General features: G+C 52.0%; 17 protein-coding genes and 2 pseudogenes. 2 read left to right on the forward strand and 17 right to left on the reverse strand.

Annotation, left to right across the window (positions count from 1 at the left end; translation table 11 throughout):
• Window positions 1-110 precede the first annotated feature (110 nt).
• A pseudogene (locus RV045_RS07085) lies at window positions 111-1,105 on the forward strand (IS256 family transposase); the annotation flags it as partial.
• Here the strand turns inward: RV045_RS07085 and RV045_RS07090 are convergent.
• From RV045_RS07090 to RV045_RS07115, 6 genes and pseudogenes are all read right to left on the reverse strand, one after another.
• Window positions 1,090-1,206 (reverse strand): annotated as a pseudogene (locus RV045_RS07090) (dTDP-glucose 4,6-dehydratase); the annotation flags it as partial. The pseudogenes RV045_RS07085 and RV045_RS07090 sit on opposite strands and share 16 nt — an antisense overlap.
• A 10-nt stretch (window positions 1,207-1,216) precedes the next feature.
• A complete protein-coding gene (locus RV045_RS07095; RefSeq protein WP_423235083.1) occupies window positions 1,217-1,948 on the reverse strand; it encodes a glycosyltransferase in 732 nt (243 codons plus the stop codon).
• A gap of 200 nt (window positions 1,949-2,148) precedes the next feature.
• Window positions 2,149-3,246, reverse strand: a complete 1,098-nt coding sequence (locus RV045_RS07100; protein WP_423235084.1) for a glycoside hydrolase family 99-like domain-containing protein — start codon at window positions 3,244-3,246, stop codon at window positions 2,149-2,151.
• On the reverse strand, window positions 3,243-3,989 hold the full coding sequence (locus RV045_RS07105) for a glycosyltransferase (RefSeq protein WP_423235085.1): 747 nt from the start codon (window positions 3,987-3,989) through the stop codon (window positions 3,243-3,245). The genes RV045_RS07100 and RV045_RS07105 overlap by 4 nt, the downstream gene beginning before the upstream one ends.
• Window positions 3,952-5,199 (reverse strand): hypothetical protein, encoded by a 1,248-nt coding sequence (locus RV045_RS07110; protein ID WP_423235086.1) that lies wholly within the window; start codon window positions 5,197-5,199, stop codon window positions 3,952-3,954. Before RV045_RS07110 ends, RV045_RS07105 begins: the two co-directional genes overlap by 38 nt.
• A 526-nt stretch (window positions 5,200-5,725) precedes the next feature.
• Window positions 5,726-6,043, reverse strand: coding sequence for a hypothetical protein (locus tag RV045_RS07115; protein ID WP_423235087.1), 318 nt, complete (start codon window positions 6,041-6,043; stop codon window positions 5,726-5,728).
• 258 nt (window positions 6,044-6,301) lie between these two features.
• On the opposite strand from RV045_RS07115, the gene RV045_RS07120 reads away from it, so the two are divergent.
• On the forward strand, window positions 6,302-7,276 hold the full coding sequence (locus RV045_RS07120) for an IS481 family transposase (RefSeq protein WP_423235205.1): 975 nt from the start codon (window positions 6,302-6,304) through the stop codon (window positions 7,274-7,276).
• Between the two features lie 626 nt (window positions 7,277-7,902).
• On the opposite strand, the gene RV045_RS07125 is transcribed toward RV045_RS07120, so the two are convergent.
• Genes RV045_RS07125 through RV045_RS07175 form a run of 11 tightly spaced genes read right to left on the reverse strand, consistent with a single transcriptional unit; the run spans window position 7,903 to window position 19,254 of the window.
• A complete protein-coding gene (locus RV045_RS07125; protein WP_423235088.1) occupies window positions 7,903-9,114 on the reverse strand; it encodes a glycosyltransferase family 4 protein in 1,212 nt (403 codons plus the stop codon).
• 7 nt (window positions 9,115-9,121) lie between these two features.
• Window positions 9,122-10,057, reverse strand: a complete 936-nt coding sequence (locus RV045_RS07130) for an NAD-dependent epimerase/dehydratase family protein (protein ID WP_423235089.1) — start codon at window positions 10,055-10,057, stop codon at window positions 9,122-9,124.
• 51 nt (window positions 10,058-10,108) lie between these two features.
• The gene (locus RV045_RS07135) at window positions 10,109-10,852 is read right to left on the reverse strand and encodes an acyltransferase (RefSeq protein ID WP_423235090.1); all 744 of its coding nucleotides are present in this window, start codon (window positions 10,850-10,852) and stop codon (window positions 10,109-10,111) included.
• Window positions 10,845-12,122 carry a lipopolysaccharide biosynthesis protein gene (locus RV045_RS07140; protein WP_423235091.1) on the reverse strand — a complete coding sequence of 426 codons (1,278 nt, stop codon included), beginning with the start codon at window positions 12,120-12,122 and terminating at the stop codon, window positions 10,845-10,847. The genes RV045_RS07135 and RV045_RS07140 overlap by 8 nt, the downstream gene beginning before the upstream one ends.
• Window positions 12,119-13,045, reverse strand: coding sequence for a glycosyltransferase family protein (locus tag RV045_RS07145; protein ID WP_423235092.1), 927 nt, complete (start codon window positions 13,043-13,045; stop codon window positions 12,119-12,121). Before RV045_RS07145 ends, RV045_RS07140 begins: the two co-directional genes overlap by 4 nt.
• Entirely contained in the window at window positions 13,042-14,082 is a 1,041-nt protein-coding gene (locus tag RV045_RS07150) for a GDP-mannose 4,6-dehydratase (RefSeq protein ID WP_423235093.1), read from the reverse strand. Before RV045_RS07150 ends, RV045_RS07145 begins: the two co-directional genes overlap by 4 nt.
• A gap of 50 nt (window positions 14,083-14,132) precedes the next feature.
• Entirely contained in the window at window positions 14,133-15,023 is an 891-nt protein-coding gene (locus RV045_RS07155) for an NAD-dependent epimerase/dehydratase family protein (RefSeq protein WP_423235094.1), read from the reverse strand.
• Window positions 15,024-15,039: 16 nt separating this feature from the next.
• Complete coding sequence (gene rfbH, locus RV045_RS07160; RefSeq protein ID WP_423235095.1) at window positions 15,040-16,392, reverse strand: lipopolysaccharide biosynthesis protein RfbH; 1,353 nt, start codon at window positions 16,390-16,392, stop codon at window positions 15,040-15,042.
• On the reverse strand, window positions 16,389-17,453 hold the full coding sequence (gene rfbG / locus RV045_RS07165) for a CDP-glucose 4,6-dehydratase (protein ID WP_423235096.1): 1,065 nt from the start codon (window positions 17,451-17,453) through the stop codon (window positions 16,389-16,391). Before rfbG ends, rfbH begins: the two co-directional genes overlap by 4 nt.
• A gap of 7 nt (window positions 17,454-17,460) precedes the next feature.
• The gene (gene rfbF, locus RV045_RS07170; RefSeq protein ID WP_423235097.1) at window positions 17,461-18,234 is read right to left on the reverse strand and encodes a glucose-1-phosphate cytidylyltransferase; all 774 of its coding nucleotides are present in this window, start codon (window positions 18,232-18,234) and stop codon (window positions 17,461-17,463) included.
• Between the two features lie 24 nt (window positions 18,235-18,258).
• Window positions 18,259-19,254: a 2Fe-2S iron-sulfur cluster-binding protein gene (locus RV045_RS07175; protein ID WP_423235098.1), complete on the reverse strand. Its 996-nt coding sequence runs from the start codon at window positions 19,252-19,254 to the stop codon at window positions 18,259-18,261.

Consider the following 19,254-nt stretch of genomic DNA (forward strand, 5'->3'; position numbering starts at 1 on the left):
AGGAGCCTGTCCTGAATTTTGTGTTTGAGGCATAGCATCTCACCAAGGAGCATGTGTGCCACGCAAGACCAAATCCACCGCTGCTGCAGACACCACAGCCGCGCTGCCCGCTGATCGAGCGCACCCTAGGCGCCGAGATGAGCCATCATCTGGGCTACGCCCTCCGGCCAGCCCCGCCCCGAAGGCACGGCCAACCACCGCAATGGCAGGAGCGGCAAGACCGTCCTGACCGACACCGGACTGATGCGCATCGCCGTGCCCCGCGACCGCGAAGGCGGCTTCGAGCCGCAGATCATCGGCAAGCACGAGCAACGCTTCACTGGTTTTGACGACAAAATCATCGCCATGTACGCGCGCGGCATGACGGTGCGCACGACATCCAGGGGCTGTGGATCGGGAACACCTAGGGCGCCAACTTCTGAACGAAGGTGTTCAACGACCTGAAGACGCGCGGCGTCAACGACATCCTGATTGCCGTTACCGACGGCCTCAAGAGTATGCCCGAGGCGCTGGGCGCGTGCTTCCCGGCCACGACGCTGCAGACCTGCATCGTGCACCTGATCAGGAGCAGCCTGGACTTGGCCAGCTGGAAGGACCGCAAGGCGCTGGCCGCGGCCATCAGGCCGAGCTGGACGCCTTCGAGGCCAGTGCCTGGGGCCCGAAGTTCCCCACCGTCGTGGGCGCGTGGCGCCGGGTCTGGGACAGGGTGATCCCCTTTTTCGCCTTCCCGCCCGAGGTGCGGCGGGTGATCTACACGACCAACGCGATCGAGAGCGTGAACGCGCGCCTGCGCAGGGTCATCAAGACGCGCGGCCACTTTCCCAGCGATGATGCGGCCACCAAGCAGATCTGGCTGGCGCTGCGCAACATCGCGAGGGACTGGGGTCGAGCGAGCCTCAACTGGAAGGTGGTAATGAACCAGTTCGCGATACAAAACGAAGACCGATTCACACAGCCGACGCACAATGGCGCCCGACTGAAGGGCGCTGAGCCAAGAAGACTGGATTCACTCAGACTGCCACACACACAAAAATTCGGATACTCCCTAAAGGTGTGGCGCGGATCACCCGGGAGGCTGGCCAGCGTTTACAAATTGCCAGCGTAAGTGAGTTTGTCGAGGTTGACGATGGGCTCGTTAGACTATGTCAGCCAGTCGAGCACGAAGTTGCTGTCGATGAAGCCGACGCCTCCAGTAATTAATATCACATAGAACTCTTTACAGGCCAGTTAAATAACGTAGTGCACTGACTGCATGCCACCTCATATGTGTCAAATTTCGGCGACTCGCACGCTGCGCCATATGTGTCACACTCACAAAAGGATTTACCAAGACACCCCAACCATTCTTGTGTAGACGACGGCAAATATCTGCATCTTCTAGGTACATAAAAAATCGATGATCATCAAAACCATTTATTTTTCTATATGCCTCCGTGCGGAAAACCACAAACATGCCTGCAACCCAATCCACCGCAAAAGGGACTTTTTGCAATTTGTAATCTGAGACCCGTTTTCTCAATATCACGCGCTTAGCAAATCTCTGAAGAGTAGGAAAGTGTCTGGCACTATCCTCAATTTTACCTTCACTGGAAAGAACAATAGGTGCCACGGCAGCTATATTTTCATTCTGGAATGGCATTAGCAATTCATGCAGGTCAAGATATTGAATTCGAATATCTGGATTAACGACAGCAAAATAATTGCCTTTAGCTTCAGTAAATGCAGCATTGTGATTTGCACCGAAACCCTTGGGTTCGGAATTACGAATAATCCGTATCGGAAATGTATATCCAAAATATGGTGACTCATCCTCCGGAAGATTAATTGTAAGAATAACTTCGAAGGTATTCGGAGGCAGTCTGGCTAAGTCACCCAAGAGTGGAGCAATCAGCGCAGCCTGACCGTGGCTGACAATGGAAAAAGATAGACTATGGTTGGACACCGACATGATGCAGCCCATTTGCGACGTTGAGATGTAGCGAAGGATCGCGCTCAGCATTAAGCAATTGCTGATGCGGCATGTGTAGGCTCACAGAGTTAAATGCTTAAGGAAATGCCTCAAAACCCACTTTTTCAAAAATAGAACTGTTTAAAAGTAGACACTTGCGTGATAATTTTTCGCTGAAACGGGACTTTTGATGCGTTTCCTTAAGAGAAAACATCTGCGATTGCATCCAAATAGCAACTTTCAAGGTAAGCGCATGGTTCAATTGCCGCGCCTTCAGACCATTCGTTCCAAGCATTGACAAGAGGCGGTAGTTGTTTGCAGCGATCACTCGACTTTAAGAGTAACTGAGCGAAAACTTGGGCATCTAGGTCACCCATCGCTGTAAAGCGGTCAGAGTAACGTGGAGTATTGTTCCATCCTGGAGAGAGCACGTCTTGTACAGGACACTGAATACTACGACGGATACTCTCTCTACCTTCTGATTCCAAATAAAGAGTGAACAAGTTGGCATCGTAGGTCAAACCACGCTGCTGAACTTTATCCATTAAAAGCATAAGGCGCGAGAAAAGTGACGCACTTAGCAAACGCTTTAACCCATCGTGTACACGCTTAGCAGCAGTGCTGCGACCCATGCGTTGCATGCCAAAGAATAGTCGAGGCTCAAAAAAATATGTTGCATCAACTAAACTCGAATACTGAACATCCGAAGGATTTTTGACGAAGTGTCCTATGAAAATCTCATGACCACGCTCGCGCAATGCTGTGCGATAACCATTTAAAACCAAATCCGGATTTGAAAAATGAGATAAATTATAAAAAACAAATAACGGACGTCCATTGATCCGGAAGTAATCGGGACTATTGAAGCATTTTTCCAAATAGTCACAATGATTAGCAATATCACTTCTAGATGGAGAGTCAGTGAGATGCAAAATTGATGCGGAATCACCGAGCCAACGCTTTGACCACCCTTCAGTCGCCCAAATCATGAACCATGGCAGCCCAGGTACTCGAGAGAGTATTGTTGACTCAAAAGCATCCAGCTCCTGGTGAGTGTAAAACCAGTAGTGATAGATTGCAAATCCACCGAGGCCAAATTTCTTCATTTCATCTATTTGGGCTTGATGGACTTCTGGTGATGACCCGTCATAGAAGCCACGCCTTGGTGCACGACGAACCCATCTGTCTCTTAGATTTGCATTTGCGACTAAAGACCAATCTGTGAAGCCATGGCCCCAAGCCTTGTTGTTAGTCGGGGTCGGATAGAACTGAGGAAAGTAGATGGCAAACGGAGTCATATGTGTTTGCCCCGCAACCATCGCGAGGCTGAAAGTAATACGCCAGCAGCGGGGGCAACATAGCGTTTGAGAATAAGTGGATAGAGACGCCAGAAAAGCGGATCACGAGCCACCGACGAGAAACCTTCTGAGGCGTACCAAACTCTTCCGCCACGGTAATAGCGAACATCAGCTGCGAATCGTGAGTCCCAAAGTAATCGTATATTGAGCAAATGATCAGCTTGCACTCGCATCCGTCTAAGATACGGCCCATGCTCATCAATCACTTCGCGGGAATAGATGATGCCTTGGTGACATAAGTTGCGCAGTAATACTCGCCATTTTGAAGGACGACCAGAGTACACGCCTTTATCCCCCCAGTACACATCACAAAATACTGCGTATCCACCTACCTTGGCGAGCTCATCTAGCACGTTGCCAAAAGGCAGTAAAATTATATCATCTTTGCCGAGGAAAAACAGATAGCGGCCGCAACTCATACGGATGCCATCGTTCATTGCAGCGTATATTCCTTTGCGCGTTTCAGCAACAAAAGTAGTAACTCCAGCCATGGAGGCTTGGGCAACCTCGAGCTGACACGACGGCATAACTAAGACGATCTCGCACCGACTCTCGTCCGTACCGCATGCTAGTCTGACGGAATCGATACATCTCTTCAATTCAAGATCCACCTCAATTGCGGGAATGATGACACTCAGAAGCGGGTTAGTGTTTGCTTTGTGGTGTTTTTTTGGCAAAGACATAGAATTTTTTTTGAGAGAGCCAGATAATAAAAACTGACAGTACTGCAATTGGCAGCATGACTTGGAAGGATAAGAAATCTTGAGAAAAAATCATCAAAGTCGCTAGCCAGATCGAAGTTATTACAGCCCGATGCGTCGGCCTAAAGACCAACTTGACAGACATCATGTTTATACCCACCAGAAAGAATACGCCCAGCATGCCTAGCAATGCTGGGACAAGTGCAAATCCAGCAGGAAAATAGTATGTTGACAGCGCCATGAAGGAGGCATTTGCTCCGGACCCATTAGTAATCGAGAGCCCTTCCTCGTAAAGGATTACCCCTAATGGATCATTTCTAGGCTGCAAACCAAGAAGATTACCGAGCGAACGAAATGCTTCTGAAAAAAAACTGATGTCCGAGGTCTGTGACGTGCGTAGATCTAGAGCCAAAGCACGTGCATCATTGTTTAGGAAAAAGCGGCTTATTGCGATGTTAATAAAATCCGCGATCTGCAGATTTAAGAACTCCGCAATGATCAAAGATGATGCCCACATCGAAACCAGCCCAATCAGTACAATAATTATAAATTTATAGGTCCTAATTTTAGCGCGCTTGTAATCGATCAAGCTTGCTATTGCTAGCAACCAAAGAAATACACCACCCTTTGAACCAGCCAACACAGACAACGCCAAGTTGGCAGCAATAACCAAGTACCCCCAGAGGCCAAGATATCCGCGAATTGTTACTAACGACGCCACGAGAACAGCCTGTATCGTACTTATTAGAAAGCCAGCATACGTGTAATACTTGGCTAACGAACTTGCAGAAAGATAATCAATCCGTGAGCCATCCGAAAATAGACCAAAACCAGACATACTCATGTTGGGATAGGCGAGCGCCAGTTGAAGAACTAGAGTCCACATAAGCCCGCGAACCGCATCGATTTCAGAAATGAGCATCATTTCCCGCTTTAGCTTCAGTAATAGCCTAAAGAATAATGCAAGTACCGTAGTTTCAAACAGCAGGCCCGCAAATAAATCCGCTGAATCGGGACGCGGAAGAGCGAAGAATGCCACTGTGTAGAATGCAGCAGCAAATGCCGGCGTAAAGTTATAAATTAGTCCTTTGAACCATAACTTGCCAGCGCCGACCAGGGAGCTCGATAGTAGGGCAAGAAATATTGCTGCAAGCACGGTCGCAAGTTTTTGTTCTAAAATGAATTCATACATTTTTATTTAGCTTGGCGCTCCCTTGTGGATATTAGTGCGACCGAAAACAACAATGAAATAGTACATCAGACCAAAGTAACGCTGAACAATTACAGCTTCACAAATAGCAGTCAAGCCCCGCGCAACTATAAATCCACGTACTGAATATTTCAGGCATTCTGGCGCGCCAAGCGTTTAGGACACGAGCGTGTGTCATATGGTAAAGCGGCAGCTGTAGAATTAAGCTATTGCAGGCCTTTACATAATTTCGCAACGTTGATACAAGATTTACGCCCGAGCAAATAGCGTCTGCTTCGGCACCTCACTGATCCTAGCGTTGAAGCGCTACGCCATGCCGTTGGTCTGCAGGTGCCGCAGTAGCCACAGGATATGTCCGGTACTTAACGCCTTGCAGCGCACATCGAATCCGTGGATTTTCGTGTGCTCGCACTTCTTCATAGTCAAGCAATCAGTGAGCTGGCCTCCATTGTTGGTGGGTAGTTTCGGTATTTCCTGGCTACGGCCCGCTCGAGGCGGTTTAGGAAGTCTACGCTGAAGCCCTCCCTCTGTTCGTCATTAACCTCTGGAAACACCCAGCGCGAGGCCCGATTGATGGCAAAGAGCAGATAGCGCCGAGCATTAACGGCAGGTATTTGATTTCCAAGTACAGTAAGCCCTGCGCGTAGTCTTTGAAGACTTTGAGCGTGACACTGATCTCGCTGAAATCCGCAAGCGACTTGGCATGTATCTCCTTTAAGTTCGAAGCAATGTTCCAGCGCAGGCAGTGGATCAGCCTGCGCCGCAACATCGGCGCGTCGACTAACTCGCGCACGACAACTAGCAGGTCATCGAATGGCAGCAGCATGTAACACGTATTCACGACAACGGCCTCGAGGGCAAGCGTATGAGTGCTGCTGAGCTTGTAGGCCGCATGCGGGAGGCTTTGAGTTTATAGCACGGCTTACCATAGCTTTGCTGATGAGGTGATGCTGTGCCGACTCAACTAGGTGTCAAGTCTCGTGCGATCATATTCCCCGTCGTAGCTGGGCACTCTTCCGGGCCAGGGATGTGATGCGCGGCGTGATTGAATCCTTCCAGATGGTGAACCGCACATGAGCCACAGATCCACCCGCAGGCGCGCACCACGCCCCTGACTCGCACCGAGATCAGGGAGTCCAACGATACCCTGGTGGAGCTGGCCCACCGCTACAACATCACCAAAGCCACAGCCCGCAAGTGGAAGCAGCGCGAGGACCCGCACGACCTCTCGCATCGCGCCCACAAGCGCCACACCACGCTCACGCCCGCGCAGGAAGCCATCGCCGTGGAGCTGCGCTGCATGCTGCTGCTGCCGCTCAATGACCTGCTGGTGGTGGTGCGTGAGTTCGTCAATCCGGCGGTCTCCCGCTCCGGGCTGGACCGCTGCCTGCGCCGCCACGGCGTCTCGAACCTGAAAGAAATGCAGGCCAGGGTGCTGGCCGATTCCGGCGACATCAATGTCCCGTTGAAGACCTTCAAGGATTACGAACCGGGTTTCCTGCACGTGGACATCAAATACCTGCCGCAGATGCCCGACGAGAGCACCCGGCGCTATCTGTTCGTGGCCATCGACCGGGCATCGCGCTGGTTCCTCCCGAAGGTTTACGACGACCAGAGCGAGGACAGCAGCGTGGATTTCCTCAACCGCCTCGAGCGGGCTGCGCCCATGAAGATCACGAAACTGCTCACCGACAATGGCAGCCAGTTCACCGACCGCTTCACCAGCAAGAAGCGGGAACAGACAGGACGCCACAAATTCGATGTACGCTGCAGAGCGTTGGGTATCGAACACCGTCTGTGCCCGCCGAGACATCCCCAGACCAACGGCATGGTGGAGCGCTTCAACGGCAGGATCAGCGAGGTGCTGAACCAGACCCGGTTCGCCTCGGCCACCGATCTGGAATCAACGTTGATGAATTACGTGAAGACCTACAACCACCTCATTCCACAGCGGGCTCTCGGGTACGTGACGCCCGTTCAGGCACTGAAAGACTGGAACGCCAGAAAGCCTGAACTGTTCAGGAAGCGGGTTTATGATCAGGCGGGTCTTGACAACTAGGGTATTGGTTAACTCCCTGATCTCGGTACGGCTTCTGTACGTGGATCTGGCTCAAGTATGATGCTTCGTCTGGAAGGACTCAAGCATGCCGCGCAACTAATCCTAGTTCTCGAACAGCGCCCTGTCTCGGCGGGGAATATGATTGAACGGAACTGAACTGCCGGCAACGTCACTGCAACGATCCAAAAAAATTACTTACAATTCCTGTCCAGAAAAGCCAAGCGAGCAGGACGCGATGGCTATGCCAGTAAATACCGGCTCCATAAGACTAAGCATACCGCTGGCAGTTGCGATGACAAAGCTTATGTAAAGCTCGTGGTCAGAGCTAGAATCGGTTGTATGCAGGGCGCAGAGCATCGAAATTACGAACATCACAAACACTATACTTTTGCGTGAGCTATGTCGAGCGCGCCAGACCAAAAATCGGGTAACGACAACCCAAATAGCTAGTGCAGTGTTCATTGTGTGATCTTGTCGCTCGTATTGCGTAACATGTGTATCAACAGCAATAGCTTAGCAGGAGAGACCTGTATGGAGGCAATTTGCAGGATGGCTTAGTTTGGTTGAAAACTTTGTCGCGGCGCGGTGGCATCGACCGCGAAAAGACTATCGTTAAGAAGAGTGCGTCAGGGCGAGGTGCAAGGTGACAGTTCTGCAACAATCGCTTGGTACGTCCTGGAAAAGCCGAGGATTCGATTCTGGTGGCGGTCTAGCGCCGAGGGGACGTGCGGCAGATCCAAGCTTGACCAGTTGCCGCTCAGCACACGATCCATGCACATCGCAAGATCATCACTGTCGTCAGGAGAGAAGAATAGTGCCTCACCAGCTGGGCATTGTTCTCGATGCACCGGCAGGTTCGATAGCAGAAGCGGAACACCTACAGCTTTCGCTTCCTCTACCGTTGTGCTCCATCCTTCAAAGTGGGAAGGGTTAATCACTGCAGACGACTGCAGCATCAACCGGAAGATGTGCTTGTAAGGAATCAGCCCCAGCAGCTTGAATGCATCCTGCAGACCGAGCTCCGCAATACGATATCGCAATGCTTCGATATGGGCAGGATTGCGGTAGTCCGACAAAGCGCCGCTGCACACAATCTGGGACTGCGGCCAACGCTCGCGTAAACGAGCCAGTGCCTCGACCGCCAAGCGATGGTTCTTGTGAGCCCAAAACTGATTAGGTAAATAAAAAAATTGATCGGCCAAGCCGTACAGCGACGTAAGGTCCTCCTCTCCGTTTGCATCCAGATCCGGTCGCATCGAGCAGAACTGAAGCACGCGCGCTTTGTCAAGATGGCTAGGAGAGAATTCCGCGAGGTCGTCACGCGCAGCGAAGCTGCTGACTATGACAAGATCAGACCGATCCAGAATTGTCTTGAACTGAGAGTCGCGTGACGCAAGCTCACTGGTGCTAAAGAAGTGCGGTAGATGCACGTGCTGGAAGTCGGGAATCCAAGCGATCGTGGGCAGGGTTCCCGATTCACGTGGATCACAGTGAGACACCACATCGACACCCTCGCGTACCAGAGCACGGTTCAGAAAAAGTGTTCTACCAAAGTAACGTTTGCAGAGTCGATCGAGGAACCATGCCGGACTGTATCGATTCATCGCGCTGCATCGAACGAAAGTCACCGATGCTGGAAAATCAAAGCCCGCAGAATCGATATTACTGCCTATGAATGCTACCGGGCGGATACGGCGATCATGGTCTGCGTCCATTGCACCAAAGAGCGCGCGGAAGTAGTTCTTGCCTCCGTACCAGTGTTTCCCATCGGAAAAAAACAGGAAGGCAACCACTCTCGGCTGTACGTCACACATCACCGCGCTTTTGGTTTCGGTCATTGTGCGGCTAATCATGCCGATCCCCCGCTCCACCAGCTTCAGGCAACGATTTGAACCATGCAGCGTAACGTGCTAGACCATTCTCAAGCTTCACCTGAGGCGCCCAATTCAGCAAGCGTGTTGCATGGCCGCAGTCTGAGGTGAGACGGCTGGGATTGCCCTTGTGGAGCTCACCGTTGAAGTGAATGCCGCCGACGTGTCCATAGGCGCAGGCTAGGCCGTCTAGTAACTGGCGCGTCGTCGCGTGAACAGCACCACCGTTGAAGACCTCGAAAGTCGACTGCAGCTTGTGGCTCGCAAGCGTAAGCAGAGTTGCGGCATCGTCAACGTGTATCCAGTCGCGCAGTTCGTTGCCCGTGCCAAAAAACTGGTTCTCACCGCGTCTGAATTTATTGAGTGCATCCCAAAGTAGCTGCTTGCGCAGTCCTTCGCCGTAAACCGAGAAAAGACGCACGATGCTGGAGGCCACTCCGAAGAAGCGGCTGTAAGATTCACACAGCGCCTCCGCCGCCGCCTTGTGCACACCGTACGGGGAGATGGGCGCACGTAAGTAGTTTTCTGTAACATCAAAGTCACCTTGGTCGCCATACACGGCTGCACTCGAGACAAGCACGAAACGGGTGCGACGGGCACCAGTCAGCCGGATCCACTCAAGCGCCGCTGCTGTGCTTTGAGTCGCGCGCTCAAAGTCTGAAAAGGGGTTAGTGTACGAAAATGATACTGCGCCACTACCACCACAATGCACGATGCTGACTGGCTCCTCATCAGCGGTGACACGATCCAGCGCCTCAATACTGATGTCAGCCTCGAGCCAACCGGACAGGCCCCATCGGTGCCACTCGTGGTCCGTCCATTGGCCGTGTCCGACACCGAGTACGCGATAGCCGCGCCTGGCCAAGGCCAGTGCCGTGTGGCGACCAACGAAGCCGGCGGCACCGAGCACTACGGCGGTTGCGGAGCTTACCTCGGGTGATACTAGTTCTCGCGGACACATTTAGCATTGCCCCATGTCGCTGCCTGCAGCCAAGTAGGGCATGCGCGGATCTTGGTACTCGCGAATCTGTTTCAAATAGTTGTCAGAATCTGGGAGTGCCTCTTCATCAAGGGCAGTGAAGTCGGCGCTGCGGACCCAAGTTCGACGAGGGAAACTGTAACGTCGACGCACGGTCGCCGGAAACCCAGCCACCTGTGAAAAAGGAGGAATGTCACCTGTGACCAGTGCGCAGGCACCAATAACGCAACCATGACCAATGGTGACGTGACCAAGGACTCGTGCGCCGACACCAAAAAATGTGTTGTGCCCTACTTTGATAATGTCACTGTCAGTCGTTCCTGTTGTAATACAAGGGCGTAACGGCTCGTTAACGATATGACTGCTGCCTAAAAAATGGCAGTCGTTTGCCGTAAGCACGTAGTGACCAATTTCGATACGTTTGCCAGAAGAGAAAAAGTTTCTTCGACCAATGAAACAGTGATCGCCGACTTCGATTGCAAGATCGTCGCCATGTCGATGGTTAACATTTAGCCAGCAGTCCTGGCTCAGCACGCTGTTACTACCGATGCCTACGAATGAGCGGCCTAGTATTTGAACCGAGTGATGTATGTAAGCCCCTCGACCTACTGATACGCGGCCGTGAGAACGCATTTCAGAAATACGAGTCTGAATTCGAGGAGGGAGTGCGTCATGCACATTACGCAGCAAATTCCTAAAAGCTGAGTTAATCATATGGTCACTCATATTTTTTCATACCGCGAATTAGGTGGAGCGCACAGATATTGCAGATGACCATGGGAGATATCGTTAGCAGCAATGCGGCCAATGGGACGGATGCGATTCCTACGCCCAAATTCATGAAGTAAGTGCTCAAGGGTATCATGCATACGATTGAAGCTACACCTAATAAAATTTGCAACCGAATTTTTTCAAACGAATTCATGAATACAGCACCAACATAGGCTAACGCTTGAGCCACTGCCAGACCAGCAATGGCCAGCGCTTCACGAGTTTCAACCTGAATCCGATGTTGCGTCCAAAGACTAACTATGCTGGGGGCTGCGAACGCTCCGAGTAGTGCGACAGCAAAGAAAAAACCAGCAATCATGGCCAGATTCCAAAAAATATTCTTCAATAATTTTTCGTTTCTAGCGGCACGCGCCCTTGTAATCTCTGGCCACATGACCCCAATTACTACGGAGTAGAGGCTTAAACCCACTTGATACATCTTATTAAGTACGTCGTATCGTGCAACTTCACCAGCGCCCAAATGCTTGAATATCAATATATTACCCAAACTATATAGTACTAGTGACGACAACTGCAGCACAAGAAATTCAAGACCCACACTTAAGCGGCCACGAGGAAGACCGGCAATAGAAACGCCGAATAAGCGACTAAAGGGCAAATGTAACTTACTTAGCGCTAGAGCAAAAACAAGGAGTAACGAGACCAAGTAAAAAAAACTCCATATAAGTGCAAGACTATTTATCGATGGAGAGTGATCTATCCAAGCCCAGAATCCAATGCATACAAAAAATGCCCAGCCTCCTGATGCTTGCAGAATAGCTTGTACACCCGTGGCTCGAGCTCCTTGTAGCACACTGGCACCAAGCATTAGAGGGAGTAGCATCAGTATTGGCAAATAGAGCAGCAGCATCGCGTACGAATTTCTCGGTGCTACATCCCCAATCGCTATTGTAAAAATAAAACCAGCAGAGGCTATCAGCCCAACGTAACAAAGCAACCGGAAAAAACCAATGAATTCGAAACGAACCGCTTCGGAATTTGTGTCATCCAGTGATGCGACGGAATTGCGCATGCTGTTGCCTACGCCTAAATCCAACAGGCTAATAAAAGCGACCAACGACGTCAATGTCACCCATGTGCCATATTGCTGAGTACCTAGCATTTGCAGTAGAAGAGGTACAGAGAATATGGAAACCAAAAGCGACACAAGCTTTGCCGCCATCGACCAGACAATGTTTGAGCGCGCTGACCGAGGATCGATCATACAGTGGCCTTCCACAGTCTCCATCGCATCCTCAGAAGTCGTAGGCGGGTCATCAACTTGATGTGACGAGGGGCCTGATGTCGTACCAGAAAAAGTTTCGCATTCTCTACCTCACCTTTTTTGCACAGGCTGTTCAGGCCTGTCAACAGGTTTCTGGTATAAATTTCGTCGCGGAAGCGCTCAATGTTTACTTGCCGCGAAGGAGGCTGGTGTCCAGTCTGCAGCAATTCAGCAATCTTGCTCGTCCATAGTTCAACTTCACTCAGCCACTGATCGGTAGCTTGACGGGCATGAGTTAACGAACCACTCCAAATGCGGTACTGGCCAATCACAGTCGGCACGAATGCAGTACTACCAAGCAGTGCTGCACGTTGGATTAATTCGCTGTCAGACGCAGTCAATTCAAAGCGTTCGTCAAACCCCCCGATTCGGTGTAATAAGTCAGTACGGAACAGAACGCCCGGCATACGCGCGTTGACTCCAGACTCGAAGTGCAGGAAACCATCTCCAAGTGCACACAACTCTTCTTTCTCGGGAGCCCAGCCTTTCCGTATATTTCCATGTTTGTCTACGAAATCGCATCCGAAAATAATCATGTCTGTACTAGGATATTTCTCGATTGCTTGGTTAATAGTTTTGAATGCAGTAGGCAAATACAAATCATCATCTGAAGGGATCAGGACATGTGTTGCATCGTCGGGCACAAGGGAGACTGCGCGGTTCCAGTTAACAAAGATTGGCAACAGTTGGTCTGCATGGTGGATGTTGACGTTGCTTCCGAAAGGCATCACAAGGCCAACTAAACTTCCGTCGTTATCACTTACGCTGATAGGTATGTGAGCAGGCAAGGAACGCGTCAGCTCCAGCAAAAGTTCAGGTCGTCGGTAGGTGGGAATCGCAACAGCGATCTTAGTAGGTTTCATGTCGATTGGCCTCCAAGAACAGACCCTGCCACCCAATCTAGCATACGTGAGACACCTTCCTGAGCACTCACCTCGGGGGCCCATCCGGTCAAGTGATGTATCTTCCTGCTGTCTGCCACAAACACGCGCTGATCACTCTCCCGGGGAGGTAGCTTAGTGTATAGGAGTGTCTGCCCGATCTCAGACCCCAGCAGGCGGAACAGCTCGAGTAATGAGAGGCTGTTAGCAATGCCTCCACCGATGTTGAAAGCGTGACCGGCAACAGCATCCACATGCTTCAGCGTACTGAAGTACAGTGAGATCATGTCTTCGCTGTGCAATACGTCACGCACTTGTTTTCCATCGCCGGATACAGTGAATGGTGTTTGGCGCATACCGGCGCGCGTCTCCGCAGCCATCAGGCAGAACCAACCAATCCAGCCTTGGTCAGCCGTGGCGAACTGTCGACCACCGTACATGGAGGAGTGACGAAACACGACAGTCTTTAGACCGAAAATGCGATGGTAGTCACGCAGATACTGATCTGCCGAACCCTTGGAGCAGCCGTAGGGCGAGTGAAAATCCAGAGGCGTCTCTTCATCGAAGCCATCAGGATGCTCAACGCATACATAACGTGTATCTGTTTCACGGTATTGGTACTGCTCAAGATCGCCGTAGACCTTGTTGGTTGATGAGTAGATAACAACCGCCTCCGGCGCATGCGCGCGCACAGCTTCAAGCAGGTTAAGTGTGCCCAGTGAGTTGACCTCGAAGTCCATGCGCGGATCCGCGATAGACGTCGTCATAGCGACCTGACCAGCCAGGTGGAAGATTGAGTCGGGTTTAATGCGCGCGATCACGCGCTGTACGTCGTTTGCATTCCGTATGTCGCCATGCACGAAGTCAAAGCGGCCTTGTGCGCGGAGCCACTGCAGATTGCTCTGCGAGCCATGCCGACACAAGCTATCAAACACGCACAAGTCGATGCCTTGGGATAAGGCATGAGCCGCTAGGTTAGATCCGAGGAAGCCGCATCCACCAGTAATGAGTAATTTCATGATTAGATCTTGTAATAGTGTTTGTAGTCAGGTTTGCATGCGTGACAAGCTCAACGTCCTGAATTTATTAATTGCCTAATGCCATCAGCCAATGGTACGGTCGGATTCCATCCCAAGCGACGGAGTCGCGCCGTATCTGCAGCGCAGAGCATGGCTTCATTTGCCCGATATTGCACGGCGCCGAAATCCAAGACCGTTTCCGCACCTGCTAACTGCCGTACCATTTCCACAAAACTTCGTATCGTGACAGCTTCCCCAGACCCAACGTCGATTGCATCACTCGTAGCGAACTGATCTCGTAGTTCTAAGATACGGTCGTACGCCTGCACCACATCGTCAATGTGGATGAAGTCCCGCAGTTGCTCTCCTTCGGTCAAAGCGAGGCGTGGCTTGTTTTGGCGACAAGCTTCGATGACCTGAGTAATGAACTTACTGTCATCGTCGCCAGGTCCGTACATTTGTTGCAGTCGGATGTCGATGAATTTCAGCCGTTGCGGTGTTGACGCAGCGAGTGTTGTGCCCCAAGCAGAGAACTGACTCTTGCTCAGAGCGTACAGGCTTACTCTTGGTTCCAACACGGTACCTGTGTTTAAGAATAACGTCGGTGGCGTGTCATCAAGCGACATACGCTCCAGAATTGCCTGTAACAATGAGACGCCAAGGCGTATATTGGCATCCATCACGTCCAGCGCAGACTCGCCTTTGCGTCCATAGGAGCAGGCCGTGTGCACGATCGCATCTGGCATCGCCTCGCGTACGACGGCCGCAAGCTCGTCAGGCGTGGACGCACGCATCACCTTTACTGCAGCCAGCAGATCTTGGAGCCGGTCGAGACACGAAGATGGCCTTGCTATCAACGTCAGCTCATGCCCTCGCTCAGCCCAGAAGCGAACAAGAGCACTACCGAGAAAGCCGCTTGGCCCGGTTAAAAGGATGCGCATGGTCGCAGGGGTAAGGTTAGAAATTCACGCCGAAGAACTCTTCCAGTTTGCCGGCGATGTAGTCTAACTGCTTCTTGCCGAGCGCCGGGAATGTACCCAGCCAGAAAGTCTGGTTCATCACGACATCGGTGTTAGTCAACTCGCCGCTGACGCGGTAGTTTCGTCCGGCCATGTAAGGCTGTTTGGTCAGGTTGCCTGCAAACAGCAGTCGGGTACCGATCTTGTTCTCTTCCAGAAAATTGATTAGGTCTGCACGTTTGATTCCGGCGCTATCCTTCACGATCAAGGGGAAACCAAACCACGATGGTTCGGAGTTCGGCGTCGCTTCCGGCAGATGCAGAAAATCGGCTACGCTGGCCAATTTGGTCTTCAGGTAAGCGAAGTTTGCACGTCTCTTTGAGATGAACTCTTCCAAGCGATCCATTTGAGCCAAAGCACAAGCAGCCTGCATGTCGGTGATTTTGAGGTTGTAGCCCAGGTGGCTGTAGGTGTACTTGTGATCGTAGCCGTCGGGCAGGTCGCCGCCCAGTTCCTTCTTCGTCCAGCAGAAGCGCTTATCGCAGGTGTTGTCCTTGCCGGGCGGGCAGTAACAGTCGCGGCCCCAGTCGCGGAAGGACTCAGCGATCAGCTTCAGCTCGGGGTTATTGGTGAACACGGCGCCGCCTTCACCCATCGTGATGTGGTGTGCTGGGTAGAAGCTCAGCGTGGCGATGTCGCCAAAGGTGCCGACCAGCTGGCCTTTATATGTCGCGCCGAGGGCGTCGCAACAGTCTTCCACTAACCACAGGTTGTACTTCTTGCAAAGCCCGGTGACAACGTCCAGGTTGAATGGGTTGCCCAGGCTGTGAGCCAGCATGATGGCTTTGGTCTTGGGCGTGATGGCTGCTTCGATCTTGTTGGCGTCGATGTTGTGAGTGGCGAGATCTACGTCTACGAAAACAGGTACCGCGCCGAACTGCAAAATCGGGTTGACTGTCGTCGGGAATCCCGCCGCGACGCCGATGACCTCATCACCTTGCTTTATCGCGCGATCACCAAGCTTAGGGCTTGTCAGCGTTGAGAAGGCTACCAAGTTGGCTGACGAGCCGGAGTTCACAGTAATCAAGTATTTGACGCCCAAGAATTGAGCCAAGCGTTGCTCGAACATCGCATTGAAGCGGCCAGTAGTGAGCCAGCCGTCCAACGATGCGTCAACCATCATCTTGAGTTCGCCAGCACCAATCACCTTTCCTGACACTGGCACGGCGGTCTGTCCAGGGACGAAGGGTTTGGGTGCATATGCGATATCGGCGTACTGCTGGACCAAATCGCTGATTTGTGTGCGAATCTTGTCAAGTTGTGGTTGAAAATTAACAGGGGTTGTGGTCATGAGTCGGCTCGATATTGGTTAATTTGATTCAGGCAAACAGATCTCATGTCTTGGCCGCTAAGCCAGGCATGATGCCATTCTGTGATGCGCCTTAAAGCGGTCTCTAGGGACCAACGAGGCGCCCATTGAAGGCGCTGACGCGCCTTTGAAATGTCCAGTTTCAGAAAGCTTGCCTCATGCGGATGTTCACCTGGCTGCAAGGTCCAGGAGGCGCTATCGCCCCAGGCTTCGCACAGATGTTCAACGATCCATTGCACAGTCCGTGCATCCTCATCGCGAGGCCCGAAGTTCCACCCCTCTGCGTCGGTTTGGCCATTTGTGTACAAACGTTCAGCGAGCAGCAAGTAGCCAGAAAGCGGCTCTAAAACATGCTGCCATGGGCGTATGGCATGAGGGTTACGAATGAGAACCGGCTGTTTATCCTGTAACGCGCGGAGCACATCCGGTATCAAACGGTCCAGCGCCCAGTCACCCCCCCCGACGACGTTGCCCGCCCGGGCCGTGGCCATCGCGGTCCCTGCGTCTTTGAGAAAAGACTTGCGATAAGCCGAACTGACCAACTCTGCGCAGCCCTTGCTATTGGAGTAAGGGTCGTGACCTCCCATGGGCTCATCCTCACGGTAGCCCCAAACCCACTCGCGGTTCTCGTAGCACTTGTCCGTTGTGATGTTGACGATTGCCCTAACCGAGCCAGCGCTGCGTGCCGCCTCGAGAACGTGCACCGTGCCCATGACGTTGGTGGCGTAGGTTTCAATCGGTTGCTGGTAAGACAGTCGCACCAGTGGTTGCGCAGCCATGTGGATGACGATCTCAGGCTTGAAATCATCCATCGCTGATTTGACTGCAACGTAGTCCCGTATGTCGGCGATGTGGTGCTCCATGCCTTCGGCTACACGGGCGACATTGAACAGTGCCGGTTCCGTCGGTGGCGTCAATGACAGGCCGCGTAGAGTGGCGCCCATGGACTGCAGCCAGAGGCTTAGCCAGCTACCTTTGAAGCCGGTATGGCCAGTAAGAAGGACGCGCTTGGCACGCCAAAACTCAGTGTTGGTCTGCTCCATGGTCAGGTCAATCCCACTTTTTCCAGGGCGCCTTACCAGAAGCCCAAAGCTCCTCTAAGAGATGCTTGTCCCGAAGCGTATCCATGGGCTGCCAAAAACCGTGGTGTTCAAAGGCCATGAGTTGGCCATCCTCGGCAAGTTTCATCAGTGGCTCTTGCTCCCAGATAGTGCTGTCGCCATTCAGATACGACAAAACCTTTGGACTAAGAACGAAGAAGCCACCGTTGATCATCGCGCCATCGCCTTTCGGCTTTTCTTTAAAGCTTATGACCTGACGGCATTGAATGTCCAGCGCACCAAAACGGCCGGGCGGTAAGGTGGCAGTGAGGGTGGCGTCTTTGCCGTGTTGGCGATGAAAAGCAATGGCCGCAGAGATATCGATATCTCCCACTCCGTCGCCATATGTAAAACAAAAAGCCTCATCATCCTTCACGTATTCAGCAACTCTGCCGAGACGTCCGCCTGTCATCGAGTCATCCCCGGTATCTACAAGGGTGACTTTCCATGGCTCAGCACGTTTTTCATGCACGTGCATGGTGTTGGCTTGCATGTCGAAGGTAACGTCCGACATATGCAAAAAGTAGTTTGCAAAATACTCCTTGATGACGTACCCCTTGTAGCCGCAGCACACCACAAAATCATTAATGCCGTGGTGCGAGTACATTTTCATGATGTGCCAAAGTATGGGCTTGCCACCAATTTCTACCATAGGCTTCGGCCGGGTTGATGTCTCTTCGCTGAGCCTTGTTCCAAGTCCCCCTGCAAGAATGACTGCTTTCATATCTCGTCTTCAATATGGTTGATGTTAAATACTGCCTGAACTGACAAATGCATCGGAGTAAAAGCGCGCCATGGACAAACCAGCATTGGAAAGTAATTTTTTTGCAGCGTAGATCATGGCGTCAGAGCCGCAAGCGTAAACAGCTGCTTTGCTTAGATCCGGCGCTGTAGATAGCAAAATATCCTGAACATAGCCTGTAGCACCGGTCCAACCTTCGTGCGGGCGAGAAATCACAGGGATATAACGGTGCTTACCAGGGGTGGCCGCTATGTCAATGTATAAATCTTCGGTTTTCCGCCCGCCCCACAGCACGGTAATGGACTGGGGCTGCAGGTCTTCAGGAACATGCATTAACGATTCCAGCATGGCTTTGACCGGCGCTATGCCGGTGCCTGTCGCCAAAAGAAAGATATCACTGTTTTTGCATTCGCGAAGGAAGAAGGTGCCCAGCGGTCCGGTCAAACGCAACAAGTCATTAAGCTTGGCATGGTTAAACCAGTAGTCACTCATCGCGCCGCCGTTAACGGCTTTGATATGCAACTCAAGCAACTTATCTGAAAAACTTGCGTTTGCCAGCGAGTAACTGCGTCGTGTGCCGTTGAGACCAATTACGTCTATGTATTGACCAGGTATGAAAGAGAAGGCTGAGGTAGGAGGAAGCCTGAGTTTTACTCGCAGAACATCGGATGCTAGCTTTTCTAGCTCGGCAATCCGGCAGGGGAGCGTTTTAGGCTGAGGCAGAGTAATACCCCCCAGATCCTCTATGTCCAGCTCAACATCTGTTTCCGCTGAGCGCACACAAGTGAGGATCCAGCCAGCCTCAATTTCCTCGGGGCTAAGACCCGTTTCTTCAGTTCGCGGACACGTTTGACCGCGTTGAACAAGCGCTTTGCATGTACTGCAGCGGCCAGTACGGCAACTGTAGGGCAGTGCGATGCCAGCAGCCGATGCGGCGTCCAACAGAGAGACTCCAGATTCTGCGACAAATTCCCGCCCACTGGTTAAATGAATTATCGCCAC

The sequence above is a fragment of the Amphibiibacter pelophylacis genome (genome assembly GCF_037688875.1).
GTDB classification, from domain to species: domain Bacteria; phylum Pseudomonadota; class Gammaproteobacteria; order Burkholderiales; family Burkholderiaceae_C; genus Amphibiibacter; species Amphibiibacter pelophylacis.